The following is a 22,054-nucleotide window of genomic DNA, read 5'->3' as shown; positions in this document are numbered from 1 at the left end:
TATTCGCCTCGATGCTCCTGCACCAGACGAACGGCGCGTTCGCGTACCTCGGGGGAAAACTTGTTCGACTTGCTCATGGCTCTATCTTCTCAAGAGTTAGAGCCTCCTCAAAACCCGGGGCGGTTCAGGACCAGCTGGCTGACAAACGTCGGCCAAGCTGAATCGAAGGCGTAGCCGCTGACTGAACTTATAGAAGCCCCCGATGCGACGCCCCAGAGGATTGCGCAATAATCGACTGACTACCTAATAAGCAACAGGGAACACCGATGTCGTTCAGAGCAAACAGCCCCCTAGATGAAGGGGGTCTGCCACAAAATTGGGGGATAGACCACCTTCTCTTCTCCCTTTCTGTAGACATCTGCTGCAGCAAGATTTAACCTATAGGTTAAAATTGAAGGTTCTACAGATGTTCAGTGGACGTATTCAAGTGGGCGCTGTCGTTAAAGAAAAAAACGATGGGGGTCAGGAATGCCTTTTGCTGGAGCAGTTGTCCGACATAGAGTCTCGTTACGAGGCTAGCGGACATCGGTTGACTGCTTACTTGGAGCGGATCTCGACAGATGGAATCAGCTGCTTGAACTCAGCCCAGTTCCATCTGGTAGACAAGGCGGAGAAGATCTATGAGTTCGTTGCAGGTGACTTGAGGCTGCTCTTTTTTCAAGCATCAAGTGGGAAAGTGGTTGTTTGTACTCACTTGTTCTTGAAGAAGTCGCAGAAAACACCACTATCAGAAGTAAGCAAAGCCATTTCATGGAAGAAGCGGTACGACAGAGACGGCGCGGAATGGTTGGAGGAACTGTCATGAGCATCAAAAGTTTTAATGCCCTGTTAGCTAAATCTCGCGAGACATCGAGCTATCAAGCCGAGCGTCTGTGCGTTGACTTCCTTGCAGAACTCAATGCAGCGATGAAGAGTCAGGGGATCTCGAATTCGGAACTCGCAAGAAGGGCGGGTGTCTCACCCGCCTACATCACCAAGGTATTTCGTGGATCCTCAAACCTGTCTACAGAAACGATTGCTAAGCTGTCCCATGCAATTGGATGCAAGGCCCACCTTCACCTCGCAGGCAATGGAGCAAGTGTCCGTTGGTTTGACGTTCATGAGAGAGTCGAAAGCGCACATCCTGGACGGTCTCGAGGTTGCGCAATCGAGTTCCAAAAAATGATGAGTACCCTGGAACCCGTAAATCATGGATCGTACGATGAGCAAGAGTGTGCCTTCGGTCAAGCAGCATGAGCCTGTAATAGCTCGGAAAGTAAGGCCAGCCCCACTGCGGTTGAAAGACCTCTTCTTTCCTCGCATCCAAATCAAGGCTCTGGTGCCTGATGGCGACCCAATCAACACCTTCGCCCCTTTCCTTGAGGACGCCGAGCTTGACTTTCGATTCGAAATTCAAAAAGATGGAGCAGAGGCAACAGCTGGGATGCGGATTAAGTCCAAACCTGCTGACAAGGATCCCACCTCCGGTGTGGCATACGAAATCGACGTAGAAGTCTTTGCGGTTTTCGTGCTTGAGTCGCCAGAAGTGACTCATCCAATGGCTGAGTACTTACGAAAATTTGCAGCAGCCGCAGCACTTCTGGGAGCTATACGGGAACAGGTTGCGTTCAGCACCTCAAGGGGGCCGTGGGGGACTTTTCAAGTTCCCATTGTTTCTATGGATCTAATCGTGGGAGGCCCTCCGAGCACGAAAGAACTAGTACCGGCTAAGAAGGTCGTTAGAAAAAGTGCGAAGACCGCAAAGGCCTTAGGTAAGTAGATCCGCGCCTAGATACGCATCCAAGGGGTAACTTTGGGGGTAACTCAAAAACACGAACAGTCCAAACCCAGCATCCATGCGGGTTGCAGCCAATGTTTCGTGTGACCCCGGCCCAATAAAGCGTCCGGTAACGTCCGGAAGCATCCAGAAAGCCCTAAGAAATCAAACACTTAGGGCTTTTTTCGTCCGTAGTAATCTTGAATGGTCCGGGTAAATCGACACCAGCCTCAAGGACATCTATGGCACTTGGCGCGACTCAAAAGGGAAAGCCCGCCGAAGCGGGCCCAGGTAACGTCTGCGGCCAGACTTACTTATGAGCGTCCTTGATGGCTTCCTTGGCATCGCCAACAGCCTTCTGGGTCTTGCCTTCGGCTTGTTTGGCCAGGCCCTTGGCTTCCTGCTTATGGCTGCCCACCAGATCGCCAGCCTTCGCTTGCACCTTGCCTGCGGCGTCCTTGGCGGCGCCCTTCACTTGGTCCTTGTTCATGCAATGCTCCTAATGGTTAATGTCCACACCATTTGGCAAACAGCGCGCCCGAAAGATGCTCAGGGCCTGGCCAAGTCGCTGACGTGAAGAAAGATCTTGTGCGCTAACGTGCCGTCGCGATCTTGCGGTTGATGCGTCGAGTCGCTCAACGCCTTTTCTATCTCTTCAGTCAAGCTGGCATCGTACAAAAACCCCATTGACCAATCGGCATAGTCCCGTTTGGAAATGGGCTCGTCAAAAAGCACGGTGACTTGGCCGTGACGCTTGTCCAGCCTGATCTTGTTGGTCAAGCCGGCCAAATTTTCCGCAGTACCTTCCAGCACCTGTGCAAAATGCTGTCCCGAGTGCGCAAGGACACCAGTGACATCCAACTGCCGGTTTGACCGCTGAGACCTGAGCACGATGTCTTTCACTGTGGCGCCATCGAGCGAAGCGTCAGCGCGACTGATATAAAAAATGCGACGTAAGTTGCCCATGACTGCAAGCCCAATGGTCTATCTGATGCACAGAGGTTACCGACACGCTGGAAGCAACACAACAGTTTGAGTCGATGGCGCTTATAGCCAGAGACGCCGGCTATTTGCCAATTTCTACCGCATCTGGTGTGGGCTTCCTCCGCTCACTAGCCCGGCGCGCTGATTGCCCCGCTGCTTATCAGGCCACCCCCGACCTGTCTCCGGAGCACTGCCATGAAGAACCCCTGGACCAAGAAGAACCCCTTTATGAGCATGTGGCTTAGCGGTGCCAACGCGGCCATCGGCTCAGCGCGTGGCCGTGTCGCGGCTGAGTCGAAACGCCAGGCCAATGCAATGGTGACTGAGGGCACCAAGCAGATGATCGACCTGTGGGCCAGCGCGCTTACCTTGCCGGCCAAGCCAAAGCGCAAGCGTCGCTGACGCCATGGGAATGTCTTTCGGTGTCCGCAGGGGCAAGTTTGAAGGGCAAATGCCTGGATTCATCAGCCCCAGATCAGATCGCCGCACACAACACGCAGCTCACGCTCTGCGCCCTGCTGATGATAAAAAGCATAAGACACCGTCACGCAAGTGTGTTTGCCATGCAGCGTTCGGTAGGGCGCGGTGACCTGTACCTTCCCAGGCGCCTCAACAGCACGGCGAAAATAGGGGCGCCTTGCCCAGCAACCGCCTTCGGTGTCGCTCATGGGCTCATAGGCCAGGTGCCCGCCCCCGTTGCGGTCCTGTGCCCAGAGGGGACGGCTGATCTGATAACCCTCGGAGTTCAGCACATAGCAAAGCTCGGTCGAGGCGAGCTCCATGAATCCGCGGCAGGCTTCTTCAATGGGCCTTCCTGCGCTCAACAACACGCCAGTGTTGCCAATCGCATTGAGGTAGGGCGACAGCTGCAGCCGCTGAGCCTTCGCCTCGTCCTTGCGACGTTGGCTCAAGCCGGTGTAAAGGCTGGTCAGCGATTCGGGCGCATGGCCATCCGGCATCATCGCGAGCTGGGGGCGCCCAAAGTAATAGCCCTGCACCATGTCGGCGTCAGCCTCCATGGCCAGCAGGGCCTCATCAAGCGTTTCCACCCCCTCCATCAGCACCATGGCGCCGCACTCATGCAGCAAAGAGACCATCTGGATCACGATCCGTCTTGAGCGCGGATCAAGTGCGGCGCGTTCTACCAGGCTGCGGTCAAGCTTGACGATGTCGGGTTTCAAATTCCAGACGCGGTCAAAATTGGAATGGCCCGCGCCAAAGTCGTCAATGGCAATGAGGCAGCCATGCGCCCGAAGCACTTCGGTTGAAGACTTCAGCTCCTCGACATCCAACACCGCACTTTCAAGAACCTCGATCACCACCTTGCCGCCAGTGATCTGGAAGTGGTCGAGCACCTCTTGAACATAGGTTGGATTCTCGCGGCCAAACAAGGCTTGAGAAGTGTCTGGGTGCACGTTCAAAAACAGCCATTGCGCAGACGGCAAGTCGGCCACATAGTTGGACAGGTGCACAACACGACTGAGGCTGTCACACCAACTCAGTTCGGACAGATCCCGGCAAGCTTTGAACACCTCAGGGGGCGGGATGACGTGCCCATCAACGTGGCGAGCGCGCAGAAGCGCCTCATGGCCTACCACGCGCGCATGCGACAAGCTGTAGATGGGCTGGAAGTGGCTGGACAAGGTGATCGAGTCCCCGAGCCGGCCAATCGTGCGCCCATCTTTCTGATCAAGGTTCGACAGCAGATTGGCTAAACGGCTGGTCTTGGTCAACATGGCTTGCTGCCCTTCTTGCTTGGATCACGCTAATTTGAATGACGCCACCGATTGCTGCAGCAACAGTGCTTGTTGGCGCAGGCTGCCCGATGCAGCGGTTGATTCTTCAACCAGCGCCGCGTTGGCCTGAGTCGACTGGTCAAGCTGGCTGACCGCCTGGTTGACTTGCGCGATGCCCTGGCTTTGCTGTTCGCTGGATGACGCAATCTCGGTCATCAAACCGCTGACTTTTTGCACTTGTCCCACCAAGCGGTCAATGGACTCCGCCATGGTGCCGGCCAAGCCGTGCCCTTGGTCCACGGTTTCCACGCTGCTGGCGATCAAGCTCTTGATCTCGCGGGCCGCCTGGGCGCTGCGTTGCGCCAGGCTGCGCACTTCGCTGGCCACCACGGCAAAGCCACGCCCTTGCTCACCGGCACGCGCCGCTTCCACTGCCGCGTTCAAGGCCAGGATGTTGGTCTGGAAGGCGATGCCATCGATCACCGCATTGATGTCGGCGATCTTTTTACTCGACTCTTTGATGGCGCCCATTTTGGCCACCACTTCGCTGAACACCTCGCTGCTGTGCGCCGCGATGCTGGACGCTTCTGACGCCAGCTGGTTGGCCTGGGCCGCCGTGTTGGCATTGCTGCGGACTGATGCGGCCATCTCCTCCATCGAAGCAGCGGTTTGTTGAAGCGAAGAGGCTTGCGCTTCGGTGCGTGCGCTCAGATCGTGGTTGCCCTGCTCGATTTGCGTTGAAGCCGATGCCACCGATTCACTGGCATCGCGGATGCTTGACAGGGTGATCCCCAGATGCCCCATGGATTTGCTCAAGGCGTTGACCATCTGTCCTACCTCGTCCTGAGCATCCACCTGCAATCTGTTTGTCAGGTCGCCATTGGCCAGGCCGTTGGCCACCTTCATGGCATCCGCCAGCGTCCGCGATGTGGATCGAGAAATCGACAACATGATCCAGACCGCAAAGGCCATGGAGGCCAAGACAGCCAATGTGGTGATGGCCAAGTCTCTCTGGCCCGCGTGAATGCGTTGAAGCAGCAACTCGTCCAGGCGATTCCAGGCAGCTTCGGTCAGATCGTAGTGGGCATTGATGGCCTGCGTCATGCCTTGGAAATAGGCTCCCGTGGTGATCTCACCCGGCACAGCTTGGCCTACCTTCTCGATCCACTGCTTGGCCGCGGCCAAGGCTTTGGAGGCGCCGTCCATGGATTGGGTCACCGTGTCACCCAGGGCTGTTTCGCTGGTCTTGACGCGGCCCAAGCCGCGATCGGTATCACGCGCATAGAGGGCAATCTCGCCCAATGCCTTGAGCAACTCCTGGCGCTCCGCCGGCTGCTCGGCCGGGCCCGCCGCCAGGATCGTAACGCCTTTGGCCCGAGCTCGGCCCAGGCGTTCAGTCAGGCGCGGCAGGTCACGGGTGGAGGCCATGATCAGGTGATAGCTGTCGGCATCGGGATCCAGCTCCAGGCCAGACACAAAGGTGAGGTCTTCCAGCAGCAGCATTTGCTCATCCACCAGTTGCGTGTGGCGTGCAAGACTGGCAGGCGCCGCGAGCGCCCCGGTGCCGACATCATTGGCCAGCGAGGTCCATTTGGCACGAAGCTCGTGCACCTGCCCCGTCATTTGCGGCGAGTTCAGTGCAAGCAAGGAGGCCACCACTTTGTCAAAAGCCACGTCAATGGCGCCTTGGCGCTCTTGGCGAAGGCCCGATTTGCTGGCGTCGCCATTGAGCACCGCCGAGGACAAGCCCCGATGCTCCTGGGTCAAGCGGATGAGGTTCAAGATCGTGCGGGCGGGCGCCACCCCTTTTTGCTCAGCCTGGGCGGCGTTCATGTTGCCCACCGCCGCTTTGAGCACCAAGGTCATGGGAGCGGCAACCATCGTCATTGCCACGATCGCGATGAGCAAGAACTTTCTGCGAAAAGGCAGGTTATCAAGGATTCGGGACATTGCGGATGCGCGCCTAGTACTGCAGAAAGGACAGTTTTCGGCACCGCTTTGAAAGTACTTGAGCCGTTGAGCAGTTTTTGTTTAGCTGGCGTCGTACAGAAACCCCATGGACCACTCTCACACATCCGCCAAGGGGTTGGCAGGCAAGCTGACAGTGGGCAAAGGCCGGTTCGCGATCTCTCTGGCTTCTGCCGGATCCAGCCCCAACATGGTCAACAAAACCACCGCGATGCGCTCCGAAATCTGACCGGACTCCTGCAGCAGCAGGGCCAGCGTTTCTCGTCGTTCGTGCGTGGGGCCTTGAATTTCCACCTCGGCCGCCAAAGCGCCCAGCACCGTGCTGCCCACGGCCAGGAAGGTCATGGGCAGGTCGTCGGATTTGAACCGCTTCATGGCCAGCCCCGTGCCCAAATCCCTGAGCAGGTACTTGCCCAAGCCATGGCTGATGCCCTCTGAAGCAAAGCCGGTGCGCACCACGAACCGCCCCCAGATGGGGTCCTGCCGCCCCCGCTGCAAGGTGTAGCGCACCGAGGCCGCCACCTTCTCGGCCGGGTCCGGCACCAGCTCGCCCAGGCGGTCTAGCGCTGCGGCAAATTGATCCACGACCTCTTCAATCAAGGCTTCGTAGATCGCCTCTTTCGACGGAAAGTGGTTGTAGAAGGTGCCGAACCCCACATCGGCTTCCTCGGTGATCTCGTTGATGGCCACGCCGTCAACGCCCTTGTGGGCCATCAACTGCAAGGCGGCTTTGAGCAGGCGTGCCCGGGTGTCGCGCTTGCGTCGGGCCCCGCGCGGCGCCCGTTCAGTCTCTTGTGGCTCAGCGGAGGGCTTGGACGATGTCATGGGGTTAATCATAATCTTGCTCACAACTGATAAATTAATCATAATTGATTCATTGGTCATTTTTTAAGGAAAATCATGGGCTATCCAGCACATCCGGTGCGAACACTGACGGCAGAAGAGATTCAACGCTACGAGGAAGATGGCGTGATCATGGTCAAAGGCGCGGTTGATCCGAACTGGCTGGCCATGGTCGAAGAGGGCCTGGAAGAGGCACGGAACGACCAGTCCCTGGTGGGCAAGTTCATGTCGCGCAAGGTCGAGGGCTACAAGATGGACATCTTCTTGTGGAAGCGCATCGATGTGCTGCGCGACCTGGTGTATTACGGGCCATTTGCCCGGTGGGCCCAGTCCTTGATGAAGTCGCAGGAAGTGCGTTTCTTCTACGACCAGATGTTCATCAAGGAGCCGGGCACCGATGCACCCACGCCGTGGCACCAGGATTTGAGCTTCTGGCCCATCCGGGGTGAGCAGATCTGTTCGTTCTGGATCCCGCTGGATCCGGTCAACAAGGACAACAGCGGCTTGCTGTATGTGAGGGGTTCGCACAAGTGGCCGCAACGCTTCAAGGCCATTTCGCCAGACTACGTGGCCGCCATCATCGACACCAAGATGGACGACATCCCCGACATCAACGCCAATCCCGATAAATACGACCTGCTGCATTGGGACATGGAGCCTGGCGACATCCTGATGTTCCACCCACTGACTTTGCATGGCTCTTTCGGCAACAGCTCTCGTGTCAGGCGCCGCCGTGCGTTGGCCCTGCGGTGGACGGGTGACGATGTGCAATTTGCACCTTCGTCCAAGCGCATGCCGATCCATTTCAAGCACGACTCGGTGGCGGGTGGGCCCTTGCGAGGTGCCGCGTTTCCACGCATCTTGCCCAACCACGATCCACAAGAACGTGCGGCGCGCACGCAGCCCGAAAACGCCCAGTCCCACAAACTGCTGGGCTCGGCCTTGAACAACGTTGTCTCTGCAGTCAAGTTGGAGCTCAGTGGCCACAAGGAGTCCCAGGCCAAGCAGACCTGGGGCGACCCCAATACCATCAAAGCCGAAGCCCACTCCGAGAGCAGTTCATCCAAGCAAAGCTGAGCACGCATGAAACCCATCAAATCAGGATTGATCCTGGGCAGCATTGCCTTGATCGCCTACCTCTCACTCTGGCCTGTCGAGATCGAGCCCACGGGGTGGACCCCACCCAAGTTGGCCGACAGCGGCACCACCAACACCGCACTCAAGGGCATCGAGCGGCTGGCCTTGAACGTGGGCGTGGGCCCGGAGGGCGTTTCTTTCGACAAACAGGGGCGCATCTACGCGGGCTACAAAGATGGCCGCGTCATGCGCTTCGCGCCAGACGGCAGCAGCCCCGAGCTGTTGGGCAACACAGGCGGGCGCCCCTGGGGCACCCATGCCGAGGCCGATGGCAGCAGCGTTCTTGTGGCCGATGCGGTCAAGGGCCTCTTGCGCGTGAAAGCCGGCCAGGTGGAGGTGCTCGCCACCCAGTCCGGTGGTGTGCCTTTCAAGCTCACCGACGATGTGGATCAGGCCTCCGACGGCATGGTTTATTTCAGCGATGCGTCGTCGAAGTTCGGCATCAACAAGATGATGGCCGATGTCTTTGAGCACGGAAACCACGGCCGACTGCTGAGCTACGACCCGCGCACTCAGAACGTGCGCACCTTGATGGATGGGCTTCACGTGGCCAATGGTGTGGCTGTGGGCCCGGATGACGCCTTCGTGCTGGTGGCCGAGACACTCCAGTACCGTGTGATGCGGTACTGGCTGAAGGGCCCGAAAGCCGGCACCAGTGAAGTCTTCATCGACAACCTGCCGGGCTTTCCCGACAACATCAGCTACAACGGGCGAGACGGGTTCTGGCTGGCGCTGTTTGCGCCCCGTGACCCGATGCTGGATGCGGCCTTGCCCTACCCGGCCGTGCTCAAGGTGTTCCACCGCATTCCAGAAAGCTTGCGCCCCCAAGCCGCCAAACACGGCCGGGTGCTCAAGCTGGACCTGGCTGGCAAGGTCATGGTTGATCTGCAGGATGCCAGTGATGGTGCTTATGCCCCCATCACCAGCGTGCGCGAGCTTGGCAACTGGCTTTACTTTGGCAGCATCGAGTACCCCGCCATGGGCCGTATGGCATGGCAAAACACCAAGGATTGATCTGATGACTTCACCGCTGTTTCAACCCCTGAAGCTGCCCAATGGCGCCATCATTCGCAACCGCTTGGCCAAAGCGGCCATGGAAGAGAACATGGCCGACCACAACCACGCGCCTGGCACCAAGCTGTGGCGCTTGTACGAGGCCTGGAACAAAGGTGGGGCAGGTCTCATCATCACGGGCAATGTGATGATCGATGCCAAGGCCATGACGGGCCCTGGGGGCGTTGTCTTGCAAGACGACTCTCAGATCGACAAGTTTGTCCGGTGGGCCAATGGTGCCAAAGGCGCTGACACGCAGGTGTGGGTGCAGCTCAACCACCCGGGTCGCCAGGTGTATGCCGCCATGGGGCAACAGGCCATCGGGCCTTCCGCCGTCGCCGTGGACATCCCCGGCTTCTCAAAGATGTTCGCGAAGCCCAGGGCCATGACGGTGGCCGAGATCCAGGACGTGATCCAGCGCTTTGTGCGCTCTGCCAAACTGGCCCAGCAAGCCGGCTTCACGGGGGTGGAGATCCACGCCGCGCATGGTTACCTGCTCAGTCAGTTTCTCTCACCAATCACCAACAAGCGGACCGACGAATGGGGCGGATCCTTGCCCAACCGGGCACGCTTGCTGGTCGAGGTCGTCAATCAGGTGCGGGCAGCCGTCGAGCCTGGCTTTTGCGTCGGGGTGAAGCTCAACTCCGCAGATTTTCAGCGGGGCGGTTTTGACGCAGAAGATGCCGGCCAAGTCGTTGGCCTGCTCAATCACTTGGGGGTTGATTTGGTGGAGCTGTCGGGTGGCAGTTACGAGGCGCCGGCCATGCAGGGCCAGACGCGCGACGGCAGTACCTTGAAGCGCGAGGCCTACTTCCTGGAGTTTGCCCAGCACATTGCCAAGACCGCCAGCATGCCGCTGATGATCACGGGCGGCATCCGTCGCCGGGCAGTGGCCGAGCAAGTGATTTCCAGCGGCATTGCCATGGCCGGGATGGCCACGGCGCTGGCACTCGATCCCGGCTTGCCTGAGCGTTGGCGCCAGGGCCTGGACGCCCAGGCCAGCTTACCCGCCGTGAGGTGGAAGAACAAGACGCTGTCGGCGGCAGCCACGATGAGCCTGACCAAGCTCCAGCTTGACCTGGTCAGCGAGGACAAGCCGCCCCGCCCTCACGCCTCGCCACTGTGCAGCTTCGTTGGCGGACAAATCCACACCCACCTGCTCACGCGGCAATACCGCCGTTGGATCGCATCTCAGCACACGACCTGACAAGAAGGTTGCCTATCGCCCATCCCGGTCAGAGTCACCGGGCATGGCACGTTCTACGCGATCGCTCAGGCGGTTCCACGAGTCGCGCACCGCGTGCTTGGCGTGTTCCCAGGACAGCTTGGAGTTGCCGCGAGCGCTGTCCCACTTTTGTCCCAACTCGCTGTCCACTTCATCGAACGGACGGCCTGGGTAGTCGTTGTAAGAGCGCACACCGTACAGGTAAGCGGGGCGGTAGTCGTCGTAAGTGGTGCCGGGGTTGATGTAAGAGCGGCTGCTGTAGTTGGATTGCCAGTAGGCATCCTCTTCGTCTGAATCAATGCGGTGGGCCACCGCCTTGCCCGCCAGGCCACCCGCCACAGCGCCAGCGGCCGCGCCTACCAGCGTCCCCACGGGGCCCGCCACGGTGCCAATGGCGGCCCCTGCGGCAACACCCCCGGCAGCGGCGCCTACGCCTGTGCCAACGGGGTGGAAATCAGGCGCCTTGGTGATGGGGTCCTTCGAATGCACATGTTCCTTGTCATAGGTGATGGCCATGATGGTCTCCTTGTGACCGCAGCGACATGCCACGGCTTCACCACCTTTCGGCAAGCCACGTGCCCATGGCACCCATGCATTGATGCCATCATTGGCATTGGTTTGCCAAAAAATTGGCGCGCCAATTGCCCCAGTCCACCAGGACGCCGACCAAGGCCCGCAACATGGATCAATCCGACAATTTCTTCGACCTGTACAACCATGGGTTTGCCCGCGTGGCCGTGGGCGTGCCCGCCATCCGTGTGGCCGACCCAGCCTGGAATGGCGCCCAGACCGCCCGGTTGATGGCCCAGGCCGCCCAGGCCGGCACCGCGCTGATGGTGTTTCCTGAACTGGGTTTGTCGGGCTACACCTGCGACGACCTCTTCCACCAACATGCCTTGCTGGACGCCTGCGAAGCGGCCCTTCTGGACCTGGTCGAAGCCTCCAAGGCGCTGGACCTGGTGGCCGTGGTGGGCTTGCCTTGGCGGGTGGACCAAAGGTTGTTCAACTGCGCGGCAGTGGTCCAACGCGGGCGCTTGTTGGGCCTGGTGCCCAAGACCTACCTGCCCAACTATGCCGAGTTCTACGAGGCCCGCCAGTTCAACCCGGCCTCGACGGCCCTGCCCACTGAGGTGAAGGTGGGCGGCCAGACCGTGCCTTTTGGCAGCCACTTGCTGTTCCAGTGCGAGGACCTGCCCAGACTGGTTTTCCACGTCGAGATCTGCGAGGACGTGTGGGTGCCGATCCCACCCTCGTCTTACGCCGCCTTGGCCGGCGCCACGGTGTTGCTCAACCTGTCGGCCTCGAACATCACGGTGGGCAAAGCCGACTACCGCCACCGGCTGGTGAGCTCGCAGTCGGCCCGCTGTCTGGCCGCCTACCTGTACTCGTCGGCCGGCGCAGGCGAGTCGTCCACCGACCTGGCCTGGGACGGCCAGTCCCTGATCTGCGAGAACGGCGAACTGTTGGCCGAGTCCGAACGTTTCTCGAGCGATTCGCACCTGATCACGGCCGACGTGGACCTGGAGAAGCTCTCGCATGAACGCATGCGCCAGACCAGCTTCGGTCAATCGGCCGAGCTGCACCGCGAGCCTTTGTCGCGCTTCAGAACTGTGACCTTCGGTTTGCACCTCGCCTCGTCAGGGCCACGGCCCTTGCAGCGTCACATTGAACGCTTTCCCTACGTGCCTTCTGACCCGCGCCGGCGCGATGAACGCTGCCATGAGGTGTACAGCATCCAGGTACAGGCGCTGGTGCAGCGCTTGTCGGTGGCGGGCCACGGCAAGCTGGTGATCGGGGTGTCGGGCGGGCTGGATTCCACGCACGCGCTGTTGGTTTGCGCCAAGGCGCTGGACCTGCTGGGGCGCCCGCGCTCCGACATCCTGGGAGTGACCATGCCCGGCTTTGCCACCAGCACCCGCACGCTCGACCAAGCCTTGCGGCTGATGGAGGCGGTGGGCTGCAGCGTGCTGCAGATCGACATCCGCCCCAGCTGCCAGCAAATGCTCAAGGACATTGGCCACGCGCACGCGCCCGAGGCCCCGGTGTATGACGTGACCTTTGAGAACGTGCAGGCCGGGGAGCGCACCAGCCACCTGTTCCGGCTGGCCAATCTGCACCAGGGCATCGTGGTGGGCACCGGCGATCTGAGCGAACTCGCGCTGGGCTGGTGCACCTATGGCGTGGGCGACCACATGTCGCACTACAACGTGAACGCCAGCGTGCCCAAGACGCTGATCAAGCACTTGGTGCGCTGGGTGGCCGACACCAGGCAGGTTGGCGAACAGGGCAGTGAGGTGCTGCACGCCATCGTGGACACCGAGATCAGCCCGGAGCTGGTGCCAGGGCAAGGTGATCAAGACCAACCAGGCCAAAGCACCGAAAGCGTCATCGGCCCTTACGAGCTGCAAGATTTTCACCTGTTCCAGATGGTGCGCTACGGCTTTCCACCGTCCAAGGTGGCCTTCCTGGCCTACAGCGCCTGGCTGGGCCATGACAAGTACACCCTGGCCGACATCAAGAAGCACCTGCGCGTGTTTTTGCAGCGCTTCTTCACCAACCAGTTCAAGCGATCGTGCGTGCCCAATTCGCCCAAGGTGGGCTCGGGGGGCTCTCTGTCGCCCCGAGGCGATTGGCGGGCCCCGAGCGACGCGCGCGCCACCACCTGGCTGGCCGAGCTGGACAGCAAGGTGCCCGACCAGGACGCGGCTTGAGCACCGGCCGGCGCACAGTCAATCGAGGTGGGGCAGCCGCAGCGTGCCGGAAGCCTGGGTGCACACGCTCAAGGTGTCGCGCAATTGGGCCAACGTGCGGTCGCGCATGGCAGGGTCGCGCGACGCCACAGCATCCTCGGGGCACCAGACTTTGAAATCGCGCATGCGCGCGTCGGTGCCCGTCATGGTCACGCAATGTTCGGTCGATACCCCGGTGAGGATGAGCTGGCCCACGCGCAGATGCCGCAGCAGCAACTCGAGCGGCGTGGCGTAAAAGCCCGAATGCTTGGGCTTGAGAACACAGTAGTCTTCTTCATGCGGAAACAGCCGCTGCGCGATGTGCCCGCCCTGCCCCGCCTGCTCGCTCGCGTGTTGCGCCACGCCGCGGAAGTCCGAGCGCCAGCGCCCCCGGTTGTCGTTGATGTAGACCACGGGCACGCCCGCCTGCCGGCAACGCGCGCTCAGCGCTTCGATTGGCGCGGCAATGCCTGCGGCCTGGGCCAACAACTGATCGCCTCTGGGAAACTGCCAATCGCTCAACATGTCGATGATGAGCAAGGCGGTGCCGCCCGCGGCATGCTCTTCGGCCAATGGGGCACTGCGTTCGTCGGTGGGCATGGTTTGGTAAAAATGACGGAAACCCCACCGTGCCAGCAAATGGCATACCGCCCGGCACGTTGTTTGCCGCTGCACACCACAACCCGGCCGCTGGCCACCACCGGAGACGCACGATGACCCTCGCCCAGGATTACACGCAAGACGCACCCACCCGAGCCCAGCTTGACGCCTCGCAAGGCCCCGTGGTGCTGGAGTTTGGCGTGGCATGGTGTGGTTTCTGCCGCGCAGCCCAGCCCACCATTGCCGCGGCTTTGGTCAGACACCCTGGCGTGCCGCACCTCAAGGTCGAGGATGGTCCGGGGCGGGCCTTGGGGCGCTCCTTCCGCGTGAAGCTGTGGCCCACCCTGATCTTCCTGCTGAATGGACAAGAGGTGGCCCGGCTGGTGCGCCCCAGCGACCCCAAGGCGGTTGAAGACGCGCTGGCGCAAATCGAGCCCAAGGCCGAGCAGACCTCTTTCTGACGCCGATGCAGATCGTCACCTTCAACGTCAACGGCATCAACGCCCGCCTGCCCGCCTTGCTGCAGTGGCTGGCCGAACGCCAGCCTGACGTGGTGTGCTTGCAAGAGTTGAAAGCGCCTCAAGAGAAATTTCCATTGGCCGCGATCGAGGCCGCTGGCTATGGCGCCATCTGGCAGGGGCAAAAAAGCTGGAATGGCGTGGCCATCCTGGCACGGGGCGTGGAACCGGCCGAGCACCGGCGCGGCCTGCCCGGCGACCCCGATGATTCACAAAGCCGCTACCTGGAGGCCGCAGTGAACGGCATCTTGGTGGCTTGCCTGTACCTGCCCAACGGCAACCCTGCGCCCGGCCCCAAGTTCGATTTCAAGTTGCGTTGGCTCGGGCGCCTGTTGGCGCACGCCCGGCAATTGCTGGACACCGGTTTACCGGTGGTGCTGGCTGGCGACTACAACGTGATGCCCACCGAGCTGGACGTGTACAAGCCTGAGCGCTGGCTGGACGATGCCCTGTTCCGACCCGAGGTGCGCGAGGCTTACCGCGAGCTGGTCGACCAAGGCTGGATCGATGCCTTGCGCGCCTTTCATCCCAACGAGCGCATCTACACGTTCTGGGATTACTTGCGCCGCAGTTGGGATCGGGATGCCGGCCTGCGCATCGACCACCTGTTGGTCAGCCCCTCGCTGACGGGGCGCTTGAAGGGCGCCGGCGTCTACAAGGAAGTCAGGGGGCGCGAAAAGGCCAGCGACCACGCACCGGTTTGGATAGAACTGTCGACTTGAGGCGCGCAGGGCTGACGCAGCCCCCAAAATACCGCCATCACCTCACAACAGAAAGAATGCATGTCCAAGACCAGAAACCGCCGCCAGCGTAAAAAACTGCGTGTCGCCGAATTCCAGCAACTGGGGTTCCTTTTTGAAGCAGAACTGGGCAAAGACGCGAACGACGAGGCCTTGGTCGATTCATTCCTGGCTGAAGCCATCGCGCCGCGCAACCTGAGTTTTGGGGGCTGGGCCACCGGCGGCGCCATCGACAAGCTGGGCCGTCAAAGCGTGACGGAAGAAGACCGCTCAGCGGTGCTGGCGTGGCTGGCTGCCCGTCCAGAAGTGCTGGCCTTGTCGGCCTCCGGCCTGGTGGACATGTGGTACTCCACCCCAGAAGCTCAGCAACGCACCAAGCTCAAAGGCTGATTCACTTCGCGTCGTCGTTGGCGATCTGCTGCGGGCTGGCAAATGCCGGCCCCGAGATGGCCAATGCGGCATGGGCTTCGGCGGGCTGTTCAGATGGTTGAACCGCGGCCGCCAAAGAAGCCAAGGAGATGACGAAGACATAAAGTCCGAGGGGTTTCATGGCGTCAATCTCCTGCGCGAGGGTGTGACCGGTTGATGATCGCATCATCTGCCTGCAGTGCAAATCAGGCCGTCAGACGCCCCAGGCATCGCTTGTAGGACAAAATCCCGTGGAGCCAGAATGTGCTCCACACGCTTTGGCAGTTTCACGAAAAAAGGACGTCCCCATGGCGATTGGTTGGCTCTCGGTCTTGCAAGCCGTCCCGTGGTCGGACGTGATCATCAATGCGCCCAAGGTGGCCGAAGGGGCCAAGAAGCTGTGGAGCACCGTGTCCAAAAAACCGGTCGACGCCCCCACGGCCTCGCAAGCGCCCACGGCATCGTCATCCTCCATGCTGGACGCCCGTGTAACGGCCCTGGAAGCCAACGCCGCCCAGTTGCACGAGCAGCTCGTGGCCTCGTCTGAATTGATCAAGGCCCTGGCCGAGCAGAACACCCAGCTCATCCAGGGCATCGAGGCCAACCGGCTGAAGGTGAAATGGCTGGCCGGCCTGGCGCTGGTGGGCGCGGTCACGGGCATGGTCAGCGTGGGCTTGCTCTTGGCCCACGGCTGAACAAGCCTGAAACGGCTACAGTGGATGCATGACACACCTTCGCCTCATCCTCCTTCTGGCCGCCACCGGCGGTCTGGCCGCTTGCGGCACCATGTCCAGCCCGCGTTATGCCGGATCGGTGGTCGCCAGTGAAACCGGCGCCATGGCGCGCTGTCAGTACCTGGGCGACATCAGCGGCAGCTCTGGCCTGTCAGGCTTTTTTGCGCTGAAGGGCGCCGATGACATCCGCCAGGAACTGCTGCGCCGGGCCGATGTGCAGGGGGCCACTCACGTGGTCTGGGACCGCCCCGATGCTGGCTACACCAGTACCACCGTGGTGGCCAAAACCTACCGTTGCCCACCCGTTGCTCAAGGGACCCCATGAAAAAACGAATCCTGGCTTTGGCGCTGCTGGCCGCCTCGGCCCTGGCCCATGCCGAATCAATTGGCGAAGTGGACACCGTGTTCAAGTTCATCGGGCCTGATCACAAGATCGTGGTCGATGCGCACGATGACCCCAAGGTGGCCGGCGTGACCTGCTACGTGTCGCGGGCCAAGGTGGGCGGCATCAAGGGCGCGCTGGGCCTGGCCGAAGACAAATCGGAAGCCTCGATCGCCTGCCGCCAGGTGGGCCCCATCACCATCAGTGGGCCGCTGCCCGTTCAAGAAGAAGTCTTCAGCGAACGCATCTCGCTGGTGTTCAAGAAGCTGCGCATCGTGCGCATGGTCGATCTCAAGCGCAACACTTTGGTCTACCTGACTTATTCAGACCGCGTCATTGAAGGCTCGCCGCAGAACAGCGTCACGGCCGTCGCGGTGGACCGGGCACGGCCCATTCCCGTCAAGAACTAACCGAGGCCCGCCAGGAAGGCGTGGAGCAGCGGCACCACCGCCGCGCCTTCGCCAATGGCGCCGCCCACACGCTTGACCGAGCCTGACCGAACGTCGCCCACCGCGAACACCCCCGGGATGCTCGACTCCAGGCTGGCGCCGGGCCGCAGGGCTTTGCAGCTGGCCGACCGCACCTGGTCGCCCGTGAGCACGAAGCCCGCCGGATCGAGCGCCGCGTGGCAACTGGTCATGCACTCGGTTTCTGGATCGGCGCCCACGAAAAGGAACAGGTGCCGGATCTCGTGGTTCTCAAGCTCGCCGGTTTGGCGATGCTGCAAGGTAATGTTTTGCAGGCCAGCCTCGGCATCACCGTGCAAGGCCGTCACGGCCCGGTGCGTTTTCAGCTCGATGTTGGGCGTGGCCTCGATGCGCTCGATCAGGTACTTGGACATCGTGGCCGACAGCCCTTCGCCACGCACCAGCATGATGACCTTGGCGGCGTGCGCGGCCAGGAATACAGCGGCCTGGCCTGCAGAGTTGCCACCGCCCACCAAAGCCACCTGCTGATCCCGGCAAATGCGTGCTTCGATGGGCGAGGCCCAGTACCAGACCCCGCGGCCTTCAAACGCGGCCAGGTTGTCGACGTCCAGCCGGCGGTAACGCGCGCCCGTCGCCATGACCACCGAGCGCGCACGGATGCGCCGCCCATCGGCCAGCAGCACGCCCAGTTCACCCTCGGCTTCACGCCGGCTGCAATCCAGCGACACCACCTGCGCCGGTATCAGCATCTCCACGCCAAACTTTTGCGCCTGCACGAAAGCCCGGCCCGCCAATGCCTGCCCGGAAATGCCTGTGGGGAAGCCCAGGTAGTTCTCGATGCGGGCCGAAGCACCGGCCTGGCCACCATGCGCCCTGCAATCCATCACCATCACGCGCAGCCCTTCCGAGGCGGCATACACCGCCGTGGCCAGACCGGCAGGCCCAGCGCCCACGATGGCCACGTCGTACAGGTCGGTGTGATCGACCGTGTCCACCATGCCCAGGCAGCGGGCCAACTCCAGATCGGCGGGGTTGCGCAGCACGGCGCCCGTGGGGCACACGGCCAGCACCTCGAAGGGGCCGATCTGGTATTGCTCGGTCCAGACCTGAGCATCGTGGTCGGTGTTCGGATCCAGGTGGTGGTAAGGCTGGCCATTGCGCCGCAGAAAGTTTTGCAGGCGGGCCAGCGTGGGTGCGTCGGAGCGCGCAATCAGCACCGCCCCACTGGCCCCCGATTCGATGAGCGCCACGCGGCGCAGGATCAAAGCCCGCGTGATGCGCTCGCCCAGGTCGGCCTCGGCGATCAACAAAGCGCGCAGGGCCGCGGGTTCGATCAGCAGGGCCTCAACGTCGCTCTCTGCCTGCCCATCCACCAAGGCCGGACGGCCCGACAGCTGCCCCACCTCGGCCAGGAAATGGCCGCGGTCTTGCTTTGCAATGGGCACCACCTGCCCCAAGCCATTGCGCTGCGTGATGGCCACCACGCCATCGAGCACCACGAACATGCCTGGCCCCGACTCTCCCGCGGTGAACAGACGCTCGCCAGCCGAGTAGCGGCGCACCGTGCCAAAGCGGCCCAGACGTTCGATCTCCGCCGCGTTGAGCACCGGAAACATCTGGTGGCGACGCGAAGCGACGAGGTCGGTGGGCGTGTCGGATGACATGGCAATTCTCCGTTGATGCATGCGCAATGGGACGATTGTGACGTGCATCGGCATGCCATTTGCCCTGGCAGGGCATCTCTTTCAACCAGGAGACTTCACCATGACGCACACCATCCCAGCCACCGTCCAACTCAGGGCGAATGAGGCCGTTGATCGACTGGCGCAGGCAGCCCACCATGCGGTTGACCGGGCTGCGGCCAAAGCAGAAGCTTTGGGCGAAACACAAGATGCATGGCTGGCATCCGCCCGCCTCCACGTGCAACAGCGTCCGCTGAGGAGCGTGCTGATCGCCCTGGCCGCGGGGCTGGTGATTGACCGCCTGCTGCGCTGAATCAAGCCACGGCCCCTGCCTCTCCGCGCTCAAGCGGACAAGGGGCCAGCGGTCACCGAAGACAGCTCGGCTTGTTCGATCTTCTGCGAACCATCCGGGCGCTCATAGGTGCCGATCAAACAGCCGCTGGCCAAAGCGTGGGCTTGCAAGACTTCCAGCACTTCTTCCCGCCCAGGTTTGGCCGACCACGCAGGCATTGTCGACAAGGCGAACAGCTGGAAAGCGTAGCGGTGCACCCCATGACCAGGCGGCGGATCAGGCGGCAGCCAGTGCGCCTGCAGGAAGGAGTTGAGCCCGCACGACCATTCCGGCCCGCGCCCCTCTTGCTCGTCCAGCGCGCCCTCTCTCAGGGCGCCATCGCCTGGAGGCAAACCGACCACGATGGCATGCACCAGGGGCTGGGGCGTGGGCGCGTCGGCGTCCTCTACCATCAACACGGCCGATTGGGCCTGAGCGGGCAGCCCCGTCCACTGCAGCGACGGAGAAGTGCCAGCCCCATCGGCCGTGTACAAAACGGGCAAGGGCGCGTGATCTTGAAACGCCAGGCTCGACACCGTGATGGCCGCCATGCCCGAGCGCAAGCCGACCTTGTTGAACGCCAGCTTGTCCAGCCCTGCTCGCTGGTCGTGCAGCACATGGCCAATCACGTCGGGTAGTTTTTCAAGCATCGGGCGGGCCCCTCGGTTTCAAGCCGGGCGAGATTGCCCATGCTCAGCACAGCAATCCGCGCGCCTGCGAGTACCCCCAGCCAAGCTGGGTGATCCCGGGCCGGGGCACACTGGACCACCGCCAACGAGACCATCGACATGATCGACCTGTACTACTGGACCACGCCCAACGGCCACAAGATCACCCTGTTTCTGGAAGAGGCGCAAGTGCCCTACCAGATCAAGCCCATCCACATCGGCAAGGGTGAGCAGTTCGCGCCTGACTTCTTGCGCATCGCGCCCAACAACCGCATCCCCGTCATCGTGGACCATGCCCCCCAGGATGGTGGTGAGCCGCTGCCATTGTTCGAGTCGGGGGCCATCCTGCTGTACCTGGCGGACAAGACCGGCCAGTTCATCGCGCCCGACTTGCGTGGCCGCAATGACACGCTGCAATGGCTGTTCTGGCAGATGGGCGGGCTGGGGCCGATGGCCGGCCAGAACCACCACTTCAGCCAGTACGCGCCCGAGAAACTGCCCTACGCCATCGAGCGTTATGTGAAGGAAACGGCGCGCCTGTACGCCGTGATGGACAAGCGTTTGGCCGACCGCGAGTTCCTGGCGGGCGAGTATTCGATCGCCGACATGGCCAGCTACCCCTGGATCGTGCCGCACGAGCGGCAGGGCCAGAACCTGAACGACTTCCCCAACGTCAAGCGTTGGTTCGAGGCCATTAAGGCCCGGCCCGCCACCGCACGGGCCTACGCCCGCGCCCAGGAGGTCAACCCTGGCAGCAAACCCACGGTGGACGATGAATCGCGCAAGCACCTGTTCGGGCAAAACGCCGCGACGGTGAAGCGCTGAGCATCATTTGCTGCTGAAGAACTCTTTGATGCGCTGCCAGAGTTTGGAGAAGAAGCCCGCTTCTTCCACCGGCTCCAGCGCCACGAGGGCCTGCTCGCCATAGCCCTGGCCATCCAGCGAGATCACGACCTTGCCCAGCACGGCACCCTTGGCGATGGGCGCGGTGATGCCGGGGTTCAGCTGGATGTCCGACTTGACGTTGGCAGCCTGGCCGCGCGGGATGGTCGCGACCATCGGTTCCGTCAGGCCCACCTTGACGACCTCGGCCTTGCCGAAGCGCACCTTGGGCGTTGCCAACGGGGTGTTCGCGGCCAGCGGGCGCACGTCTTCGAACGAGCCGAAGCCCCAGTTGAACAGGGCCCGGGTCTGGTCGGCTCGGGCCTGCATGCTCTTGGTGCCCATGATCACCGAGATCAGGCGCATGTCGCCGCGCTTGCTGGACGCCGTCAGGCAAAAACCCGCCTCGGCCGTGTGGCCGGTCTTCAGGCCATCGACGGACGAGTCGGTGTACAGCAGCGCATTGCGGTTGCCCTGCTTGATGCCGTTGTACTTGAACTCCTTCTCGGCGTAGATCTTGTAATAGTCGGAGCTGTCTCGGATGATGGCGCGGGCCAGGATGGCCAGATCGTGCGCCGAGGCACGGTGCGCGGGATCAGGCAGGCCGGTGGCATTGACGAAGTGGGTGTTCTTCATGCCCAGGCGCTCGGCCTCCTTGTTCATCAGCACGGCGAACGACGCTTCGCTGCCGGCCATGTGTTCGGCGATGGCCTTGGAGGCGTCGTTGCCCGATTGCACGATGATGCCGCGCAAGATGTCCATGACCGAGGCGGAGCCATGCACCGGCAGGTACATGCACGATTCGGCGCTGGTGCCGCGGCACCAGGCGTTCTCGCTGACGCTGACCATGTCGGTGGGTTTGAGGCGGCCGGCCTTCAAGGCTTGTTCGACGATGTAGCTGGTCATCATCTTGGTGAGCGAGGCGGGCGGCAAAGGCTGCTCGGCATTGACCTGCGAGAGGATGCGGCCGGACTCGAAATCCATCACCACGTAAGCGGTGTTGTCCAGAGTGGGCGCGGGCGCGATGGCGATCGCGGCGGAGGCGGAAACAGAGAAGCAGGCGGTGAGAACCGCGAGTGCCTTCTGCCAATGGGGCTTGGCTGAGCCGATGTTCATGGGAATCCTTGTTGTCAATCTACCGAAGCTGGCGCCAGGCGCGGCAGCGCGAAACCCGTCAGCCTACCCGAAGATGAGCTACGTGCGCTCACATGGCTCAACGCATAATCAATCCGCCCCTCGCCCATGGAAGT

At 61.7% G+C, this 22,054-nt stretch carries 27 protein-coding genes; 16 read left to right on the top strand and 11 right to left on the bottom strand.

Features of this window, described 5'->3' with window-relative positions:
* Window positions 1–406 precede the first annotated feature (406 nt).
* The 3 genes from LQ232_RS12765 to LQ232_RS12755 are packed head-to-tail and all read left to right on the top strand — an operon-like array spanning window position 407 to window position 1,759.
* Window positions 407–805 (top strand): type II toxin-antitoxin system RelE/ParE family toxin, encoded by a 399-nt coding sequence (locus LQ232_RS12765; RefSeq protein ID WP_230180684.1) that lies wholly within the window; start codon window positions 407–409, stop codon window positions 803–805.
* Complete coding sequence (locus LQ232_RS12760) at window positions 802–1,236, top strand: helix-turn-helix transcriptional regulator (RefSeq protein ID WP_230180683.1); 435 nt, start codon at window positions 802–804, stop codon at window positions 1,234–1,236. Before LQ232_RS12765 ends, LQ232_RS12760 begins: the two co-directional genes overlap by 4 nt.
* On the top strand, window positions 1,202–1,759 hold the full coding sequence (locus LQ232_RS12755; protein ID WP_230180682.1) for a hypothetical protein: 558 nt from the start codon (window positions 1,202–1,204) through the stop codon (window positions 1,757–1,759). Before LQ232_RS12760 ends, LQ232_RS12755 begins: the two co-directional genes overlap by 35 nt.
* A gap of 307 nt (window positions 1,760–2,066) precedes the next feature.
* Here the strand turns inward: LQ232_RS12755 and LQ232_RS12750 are convergent, their stop codons facing one another.
* Together LQ232_RS12750 and LQ232_RS12745 are read right to left on the bottom strand one after the other, a co-directional pair.
* Complete coding sequence (locus tag LQ232_RS12750; protein WP_230180681.1) at window positions 2,067–2,246, bottom strand: CsbD family protein; 180 nt, start codon at window positions 2,244–2,246, stop codon at window positions 2,067–2,069.
* A gap of 59 nt (window positions 2,247–2,305) precedes the next feature.
* Window positions 2,306–2,722 carry a BLUF domain-containing protein gene (locus tag LQ232_RS12745; protein WP_230180680.1) on the bottom strand — a complete coding sequence of 139 codons (417 nt, stop codon included), beginning with the start codon at window positions 2,720–2,722 and terminating at the stop codon, window positions 2,306–2,308.
* A 246-nt stretch (window positions 2,723–2,968) separates the two neighbouring features.
* Between LQ232_RS12745 and LQ232_RS12740 the strand changes: the two genes are divergently transcribed.
* Window positions 2,969–3,142, top strand: coding sequence for a hypothetical protein (locus LQ232_RS12740; protein WP_371820220.1), 174 nt, complete (start codon window positions 2,969–2,971; stop codon window positions 3,140–3,142).
* Between the two features lie 62 nt (window positions 3,143–3,204).
* On the opposite strand, the gene LQ232_RS12735 is transcribed toward LQ232_RS12740, so the two are convergent.
* The 3 genes from LQ232_RS12735 to LQ232_RS12725 form a co-directional block, all read right to left on the bottom strand.
* The gene (locus tag LQ232_RS12735) at window positions 3,205–4,476 is read right to left on the bottom strand and encodes an EAL domain-containing protein (protein WP_230180678.1); all 1,272 of its coding nucleotides are present in this window, start codon (window positions 4,474–4,476) and stop codon (window positions 3,205–3,207) included.
* 24 nt (window positions 4,477–4,500) lie between these two features.
* Window positions 4,501–6,363, bottom strand: a complete 1,863-nt coding sequence (locus tag LQ232_RS12730; protein ID WP_230180677.1) for a methyl-accepting chemotaxis protein — start codon at window positions 6,361–6,363, stop codon at window positions 4,501–4,503.
* Window positions 6,364–6,543: 180 nt separating this feature from the next.
* The gene (locus LQ232_RS12725) at window positions 6,544–7,269 is read right to left on the bottom strand and encodes a TetR/AcrR family transcriptional regulator (protein WP_230180676.1); all 726 of its coding nucleotides are present in this window, start codon (window positions 7,267–7,269) and stop codon (window positions 6,544–6,546) included.
* A 75-nt stretch (window positions 7,270–7,344) separates the two neighbouring features.
* Between LQ232_RS12725 and LQ232_RS12720 the strand changes: the two genes are divergently transcribed.
* From LQ232_RS12720 to LQ232_RS12710, 3 genes are read left to right on the top strand one after another with little or no spacing between them, the layout of a single operon-like run.
* On the top strand, window positions 7,345–8,364 hold the full coding sequence (locus tag LQ232_RS12720; protein ID WP_230180675.1) for a phytanoyl-CoA dioxygenase family protein: 1,020 nt from the start codon (window positions 7,345–7,347) through the stop codon (window positions 8,362–8,364).
* Between the two features lie 6 nt (window positions 8,365–8,370).
* Window positions 8,371–9,438, top strand: coding sequence for an SMP-30/gluconolactonase/LRE family protein (locus LQ232_RS12715; RefSeq protein ID WP_230180674.1), 1,068 nt, complete (start codon window positions 8,371–8,373; stop codon window positions 9,436–9,438).
* A gap of 4 nt (window positions 9,439–9,442) precedes the next feature.
* Window positions 9,443–10,684: an NADH:flavin oxidoreductase/NADH oxidase family protein gene (locus tag LQ232_RS12710; RefSeq protein ID WP_230180673.1), complete on the top strand. Its 1,242-nt coding sequence runs from the start codon at window positions 9,443–9,445 to the stop codon at window positions 10,682–10,684.
* 12 nt (window positions 10,685–10,696) lie between these two features.
* Here LQ232_RS12710 and LQ232_RS12705 read toward each other — a convergent pair whose 3' ends face one another.
* Window positions 10,697–11,218 carry a hypothetical protein gene (locus tag LQ232_RS12705; RefSeq protein ID WP_230180672.1) on the bottom strand — a complete coding sequence of 174 codons (522 nt, stop codon included), beginning with the start codon at window positions 11,216–11,218 and terminating at the stop codon, window positions 10,697–10,699.
* Window positions 11,219–11,382: 164 nt separating this feature from the next.
* On the opposite strand from LQ232_RS12705, the gene LQ232_RS12700 reads away from it, so the two are divergent.
* Window positions 11,383–13,413, top strand: coding sequence for an NAD(+) synthase (locus LQ232_RS12700; RefSeq protein ID WP_230180671.1), 2,031 nt, complete (start codon window positions 11,383–11,385; stop codon window positions 13,411–13,413).
* A gap of 18 nt (window positions 13,414–13,431) precedes the next feature.
* Here the strand turns inward: LQ232_RS12700 and LQ232_RS12695 are convergent, their stop codons facing one another.
* Window positions 13,432–14,031 carry a cysteine hydrolase family protein gene (locus LQ232_RS12695; RefSeq protein ID WP_230180670.1) on the bottom strand — a complete coding sequence of 200 codons (600 nt, stop codon included), beginning with the start codon at window positions 14,029–14,031 and terminating at the stop codon, window positions 13,432–13,434.
* A gap of 113 nt (window positions 14,032–14,144) precedes the next feature.
* On the opposite strand from LQ232_RS12695, the gene LQ232_RS12690 reads away from it, so the two are divergent.
* Genes LQ232_RS12690 through LQ232_RS12680 form a run of 3 tightly spaced genes read left to right on the top strand, consistent with a single transcriptional unit; the run spans window position 14,145 to window position 15,679 of the window.
* Window positions 14,145–14,492: a thioredoxin family protein gene (locus LQ232_RS12690; protein ID WP_230180669.1), complete on the top strand. Its 348-nt coding sequence runs from the start codon at window positions 14,145–14,147 to the stop codon at window positions 14,490–14,492.
* A 5-nt stretch (window positions 14,493–14,497) separates the two neighbouring features.
* Window positions 14,498–15,271, top strand: coding sequence for an exodeoxyribonuclease III (gene xth / locus LQ232_RS12685; RefSeq protein WP_230180668.1), 774 nt, complete (start codon window positions 14,498–14,500; stop codon window positions 15,269–15,271).
* 60 nt (window positions 15,272–15,331) lie between these two features.
* Window positions 15,332–15,679 (top strand): YggL family protein, encoded by a 348-nt coding sequence (locus LQ232_RS12680; protein WP_230180667.1) that lies wholly within the window; start codon window positions 15,332–15,334, stop codon window positions 15,677–15,679.
* 1 nt (window position 15,680) lies between these two features.
* On the opposite strand, the gene LQ232_RS12675 is transcribed toward LQ232_RS12680, so the two are convergent.
* Window positions 15,681–15,839: a hypothetical protein gene (locus LQ232_RS12675; RefSeq protein ID WP_230180666.1), complete on the bottom strand. Its 159-nt coding sequence runs from the start codon at window positions 15,837–15,839 to the stop codon at window positions 15,681–15,683.
* A 166-nt stretch (window positions 15,840–16,005) separates the two neighbouring features.
* On the opposite strand from LQ232_RS12675, the gene LQ232_RS12670 reads away from it, so the two are divergent.
* From LQ232_RS12670 to LQ232_RS12660, 3 genes are read left to right on the top strand one after another with little or no spacing between them, the layout of a single operon-like run.
* A complete protein-coding gene (locus LQ232_RS12670) occupies window positions 16,006–16,392 on the top strand; it encodes a hypothetical protein (RefSeq protein WP_230180665.1) in 387 nt (128 codons plus the stop codon).
* Between the two features lie 28 nt (window positions 16,393–16,420).
* Window positions 16,421–16,756, top strand: a complete 336-nt coding sequence (locus LQ232_RS12665) for a hypothetical protein (protein ID WP_230180664.1) — start codon at window positions 16,421–16,423, stop codon at window positions 16,754–16,756.
* A complete protein-coding gene (locus LQ232_RS12660; RefSeq protein WP_230180663.1) occupies window positions 16,753–17,223 on the top strand; it encodes a CreA family protein in 471 nt (156 codons plus the stop codon). The genes LQ232_RS12665 and LQ232_RS12660 overlap by 4 nt, the downstream gene beginning before the upstream one ends.
* Here the strand turns inward: LQ232_RS12660 and LQ232_RS12655 are convergent.
* Window positions 17,220–18,905 carry a cyclic nucleotide-binding domain-containing thioredoxin-disulfide reductase gene (locus tag LQ232_RS12655; RefSeq protein ID WP_230180662.1) on the bottom strand — a complete coding sequence of 562 codons (1,686 nt, stop codon included), beginning with the start codon at window positions 18,903–18,905 and terminating at the stop codon, window positions 17,220–17,222. The two genes, LQ232_RS12660 and LQ232_RS12655, sit on opposite strands and share 4 nt — an antisense overlap.
* A 100-nt stretch (window positions 18,906–19,005) precedes the next feature.
* Between LQ232_RS12655 and LQ232_RS12650 the strand changes: the two genes are divergently transcribed.
* Complete coding sequence (locus LQ232_RS12650) at window positions 19,006–19,236, top strand: hypothetical protein (RefSeq protein ID WP_230180661.1); 231 nt, start codon at window positions 19,006–19,008, stop codon at window positions 19,234–19,236.
* Window positions 19,237–19,265: 29 nt separating this feature from the next.
* Here LQ232_RS12650 and LQ232_RS12645 read toward each other — a convergent pair whose 3' ends face one another.
* On the bottom strand, window positions 19,266–19,904 hold the full coding sequence (locus LQ232_RS12645; protein WP_230180660.1) for a YbhB/YbcL family Raf kinase inhibitor-like protein: 639 nt from the start codon (window positions 19,902–19,904) through the stop codon (window positions 19,266–19,268).
* Between the two features lie 138 nt (window positions 19,905–20,042).
* Between LQ232_RS12645 and LQ232_RS12640 the strand changes: the two genes are divergently transcribed.
* On the top strand, window positions 20,043–20,747 hold the full coding sequence (locus LQ232_RS12640; RefSeq protein ID WP_230180659.1) for a glutathione binding-like protein: 705 nt from the start codon (window positions 20,043–20,045) through the stop codon (window positions 20,745–20,747).
* A 3-nt stretch (window positions 20,748–20,750) separates the two neighbouring features.
* On the opposite strand, the gene LQ232_RS12635 is transcribed toward LQ232_RS12640, so the two are convergent.
* Window positions 20,751–21,920: a D-alanyl-D-alanine carboxypeptidase family protein gene (locus LQ232_RS12635; protein ID WP_230180658.1), complete on the bottom strand. Its 1,170-nt coding sequence runs from the start codon at window positions 21,918–21,920 to the stop codon at window positions 20,751–20,753.
* Window positions 21,921–22,054: the final 134 nt, after the last annotated feature.

It is taken from the genome of Aquabacterium sp. CECT 9606 (assembly GCF_918741295.1).
Classification (GTDB): Bacteria; Pseudomonadota; Gammaproteobacteria; order Burkholderiales; family Burkholderiaceae_C; genus Aquabacterium.
Note: the sequence above shows the minus strand (reverse complement) of the source record. Positions and strands in the feature narration are given on the sequence as shown.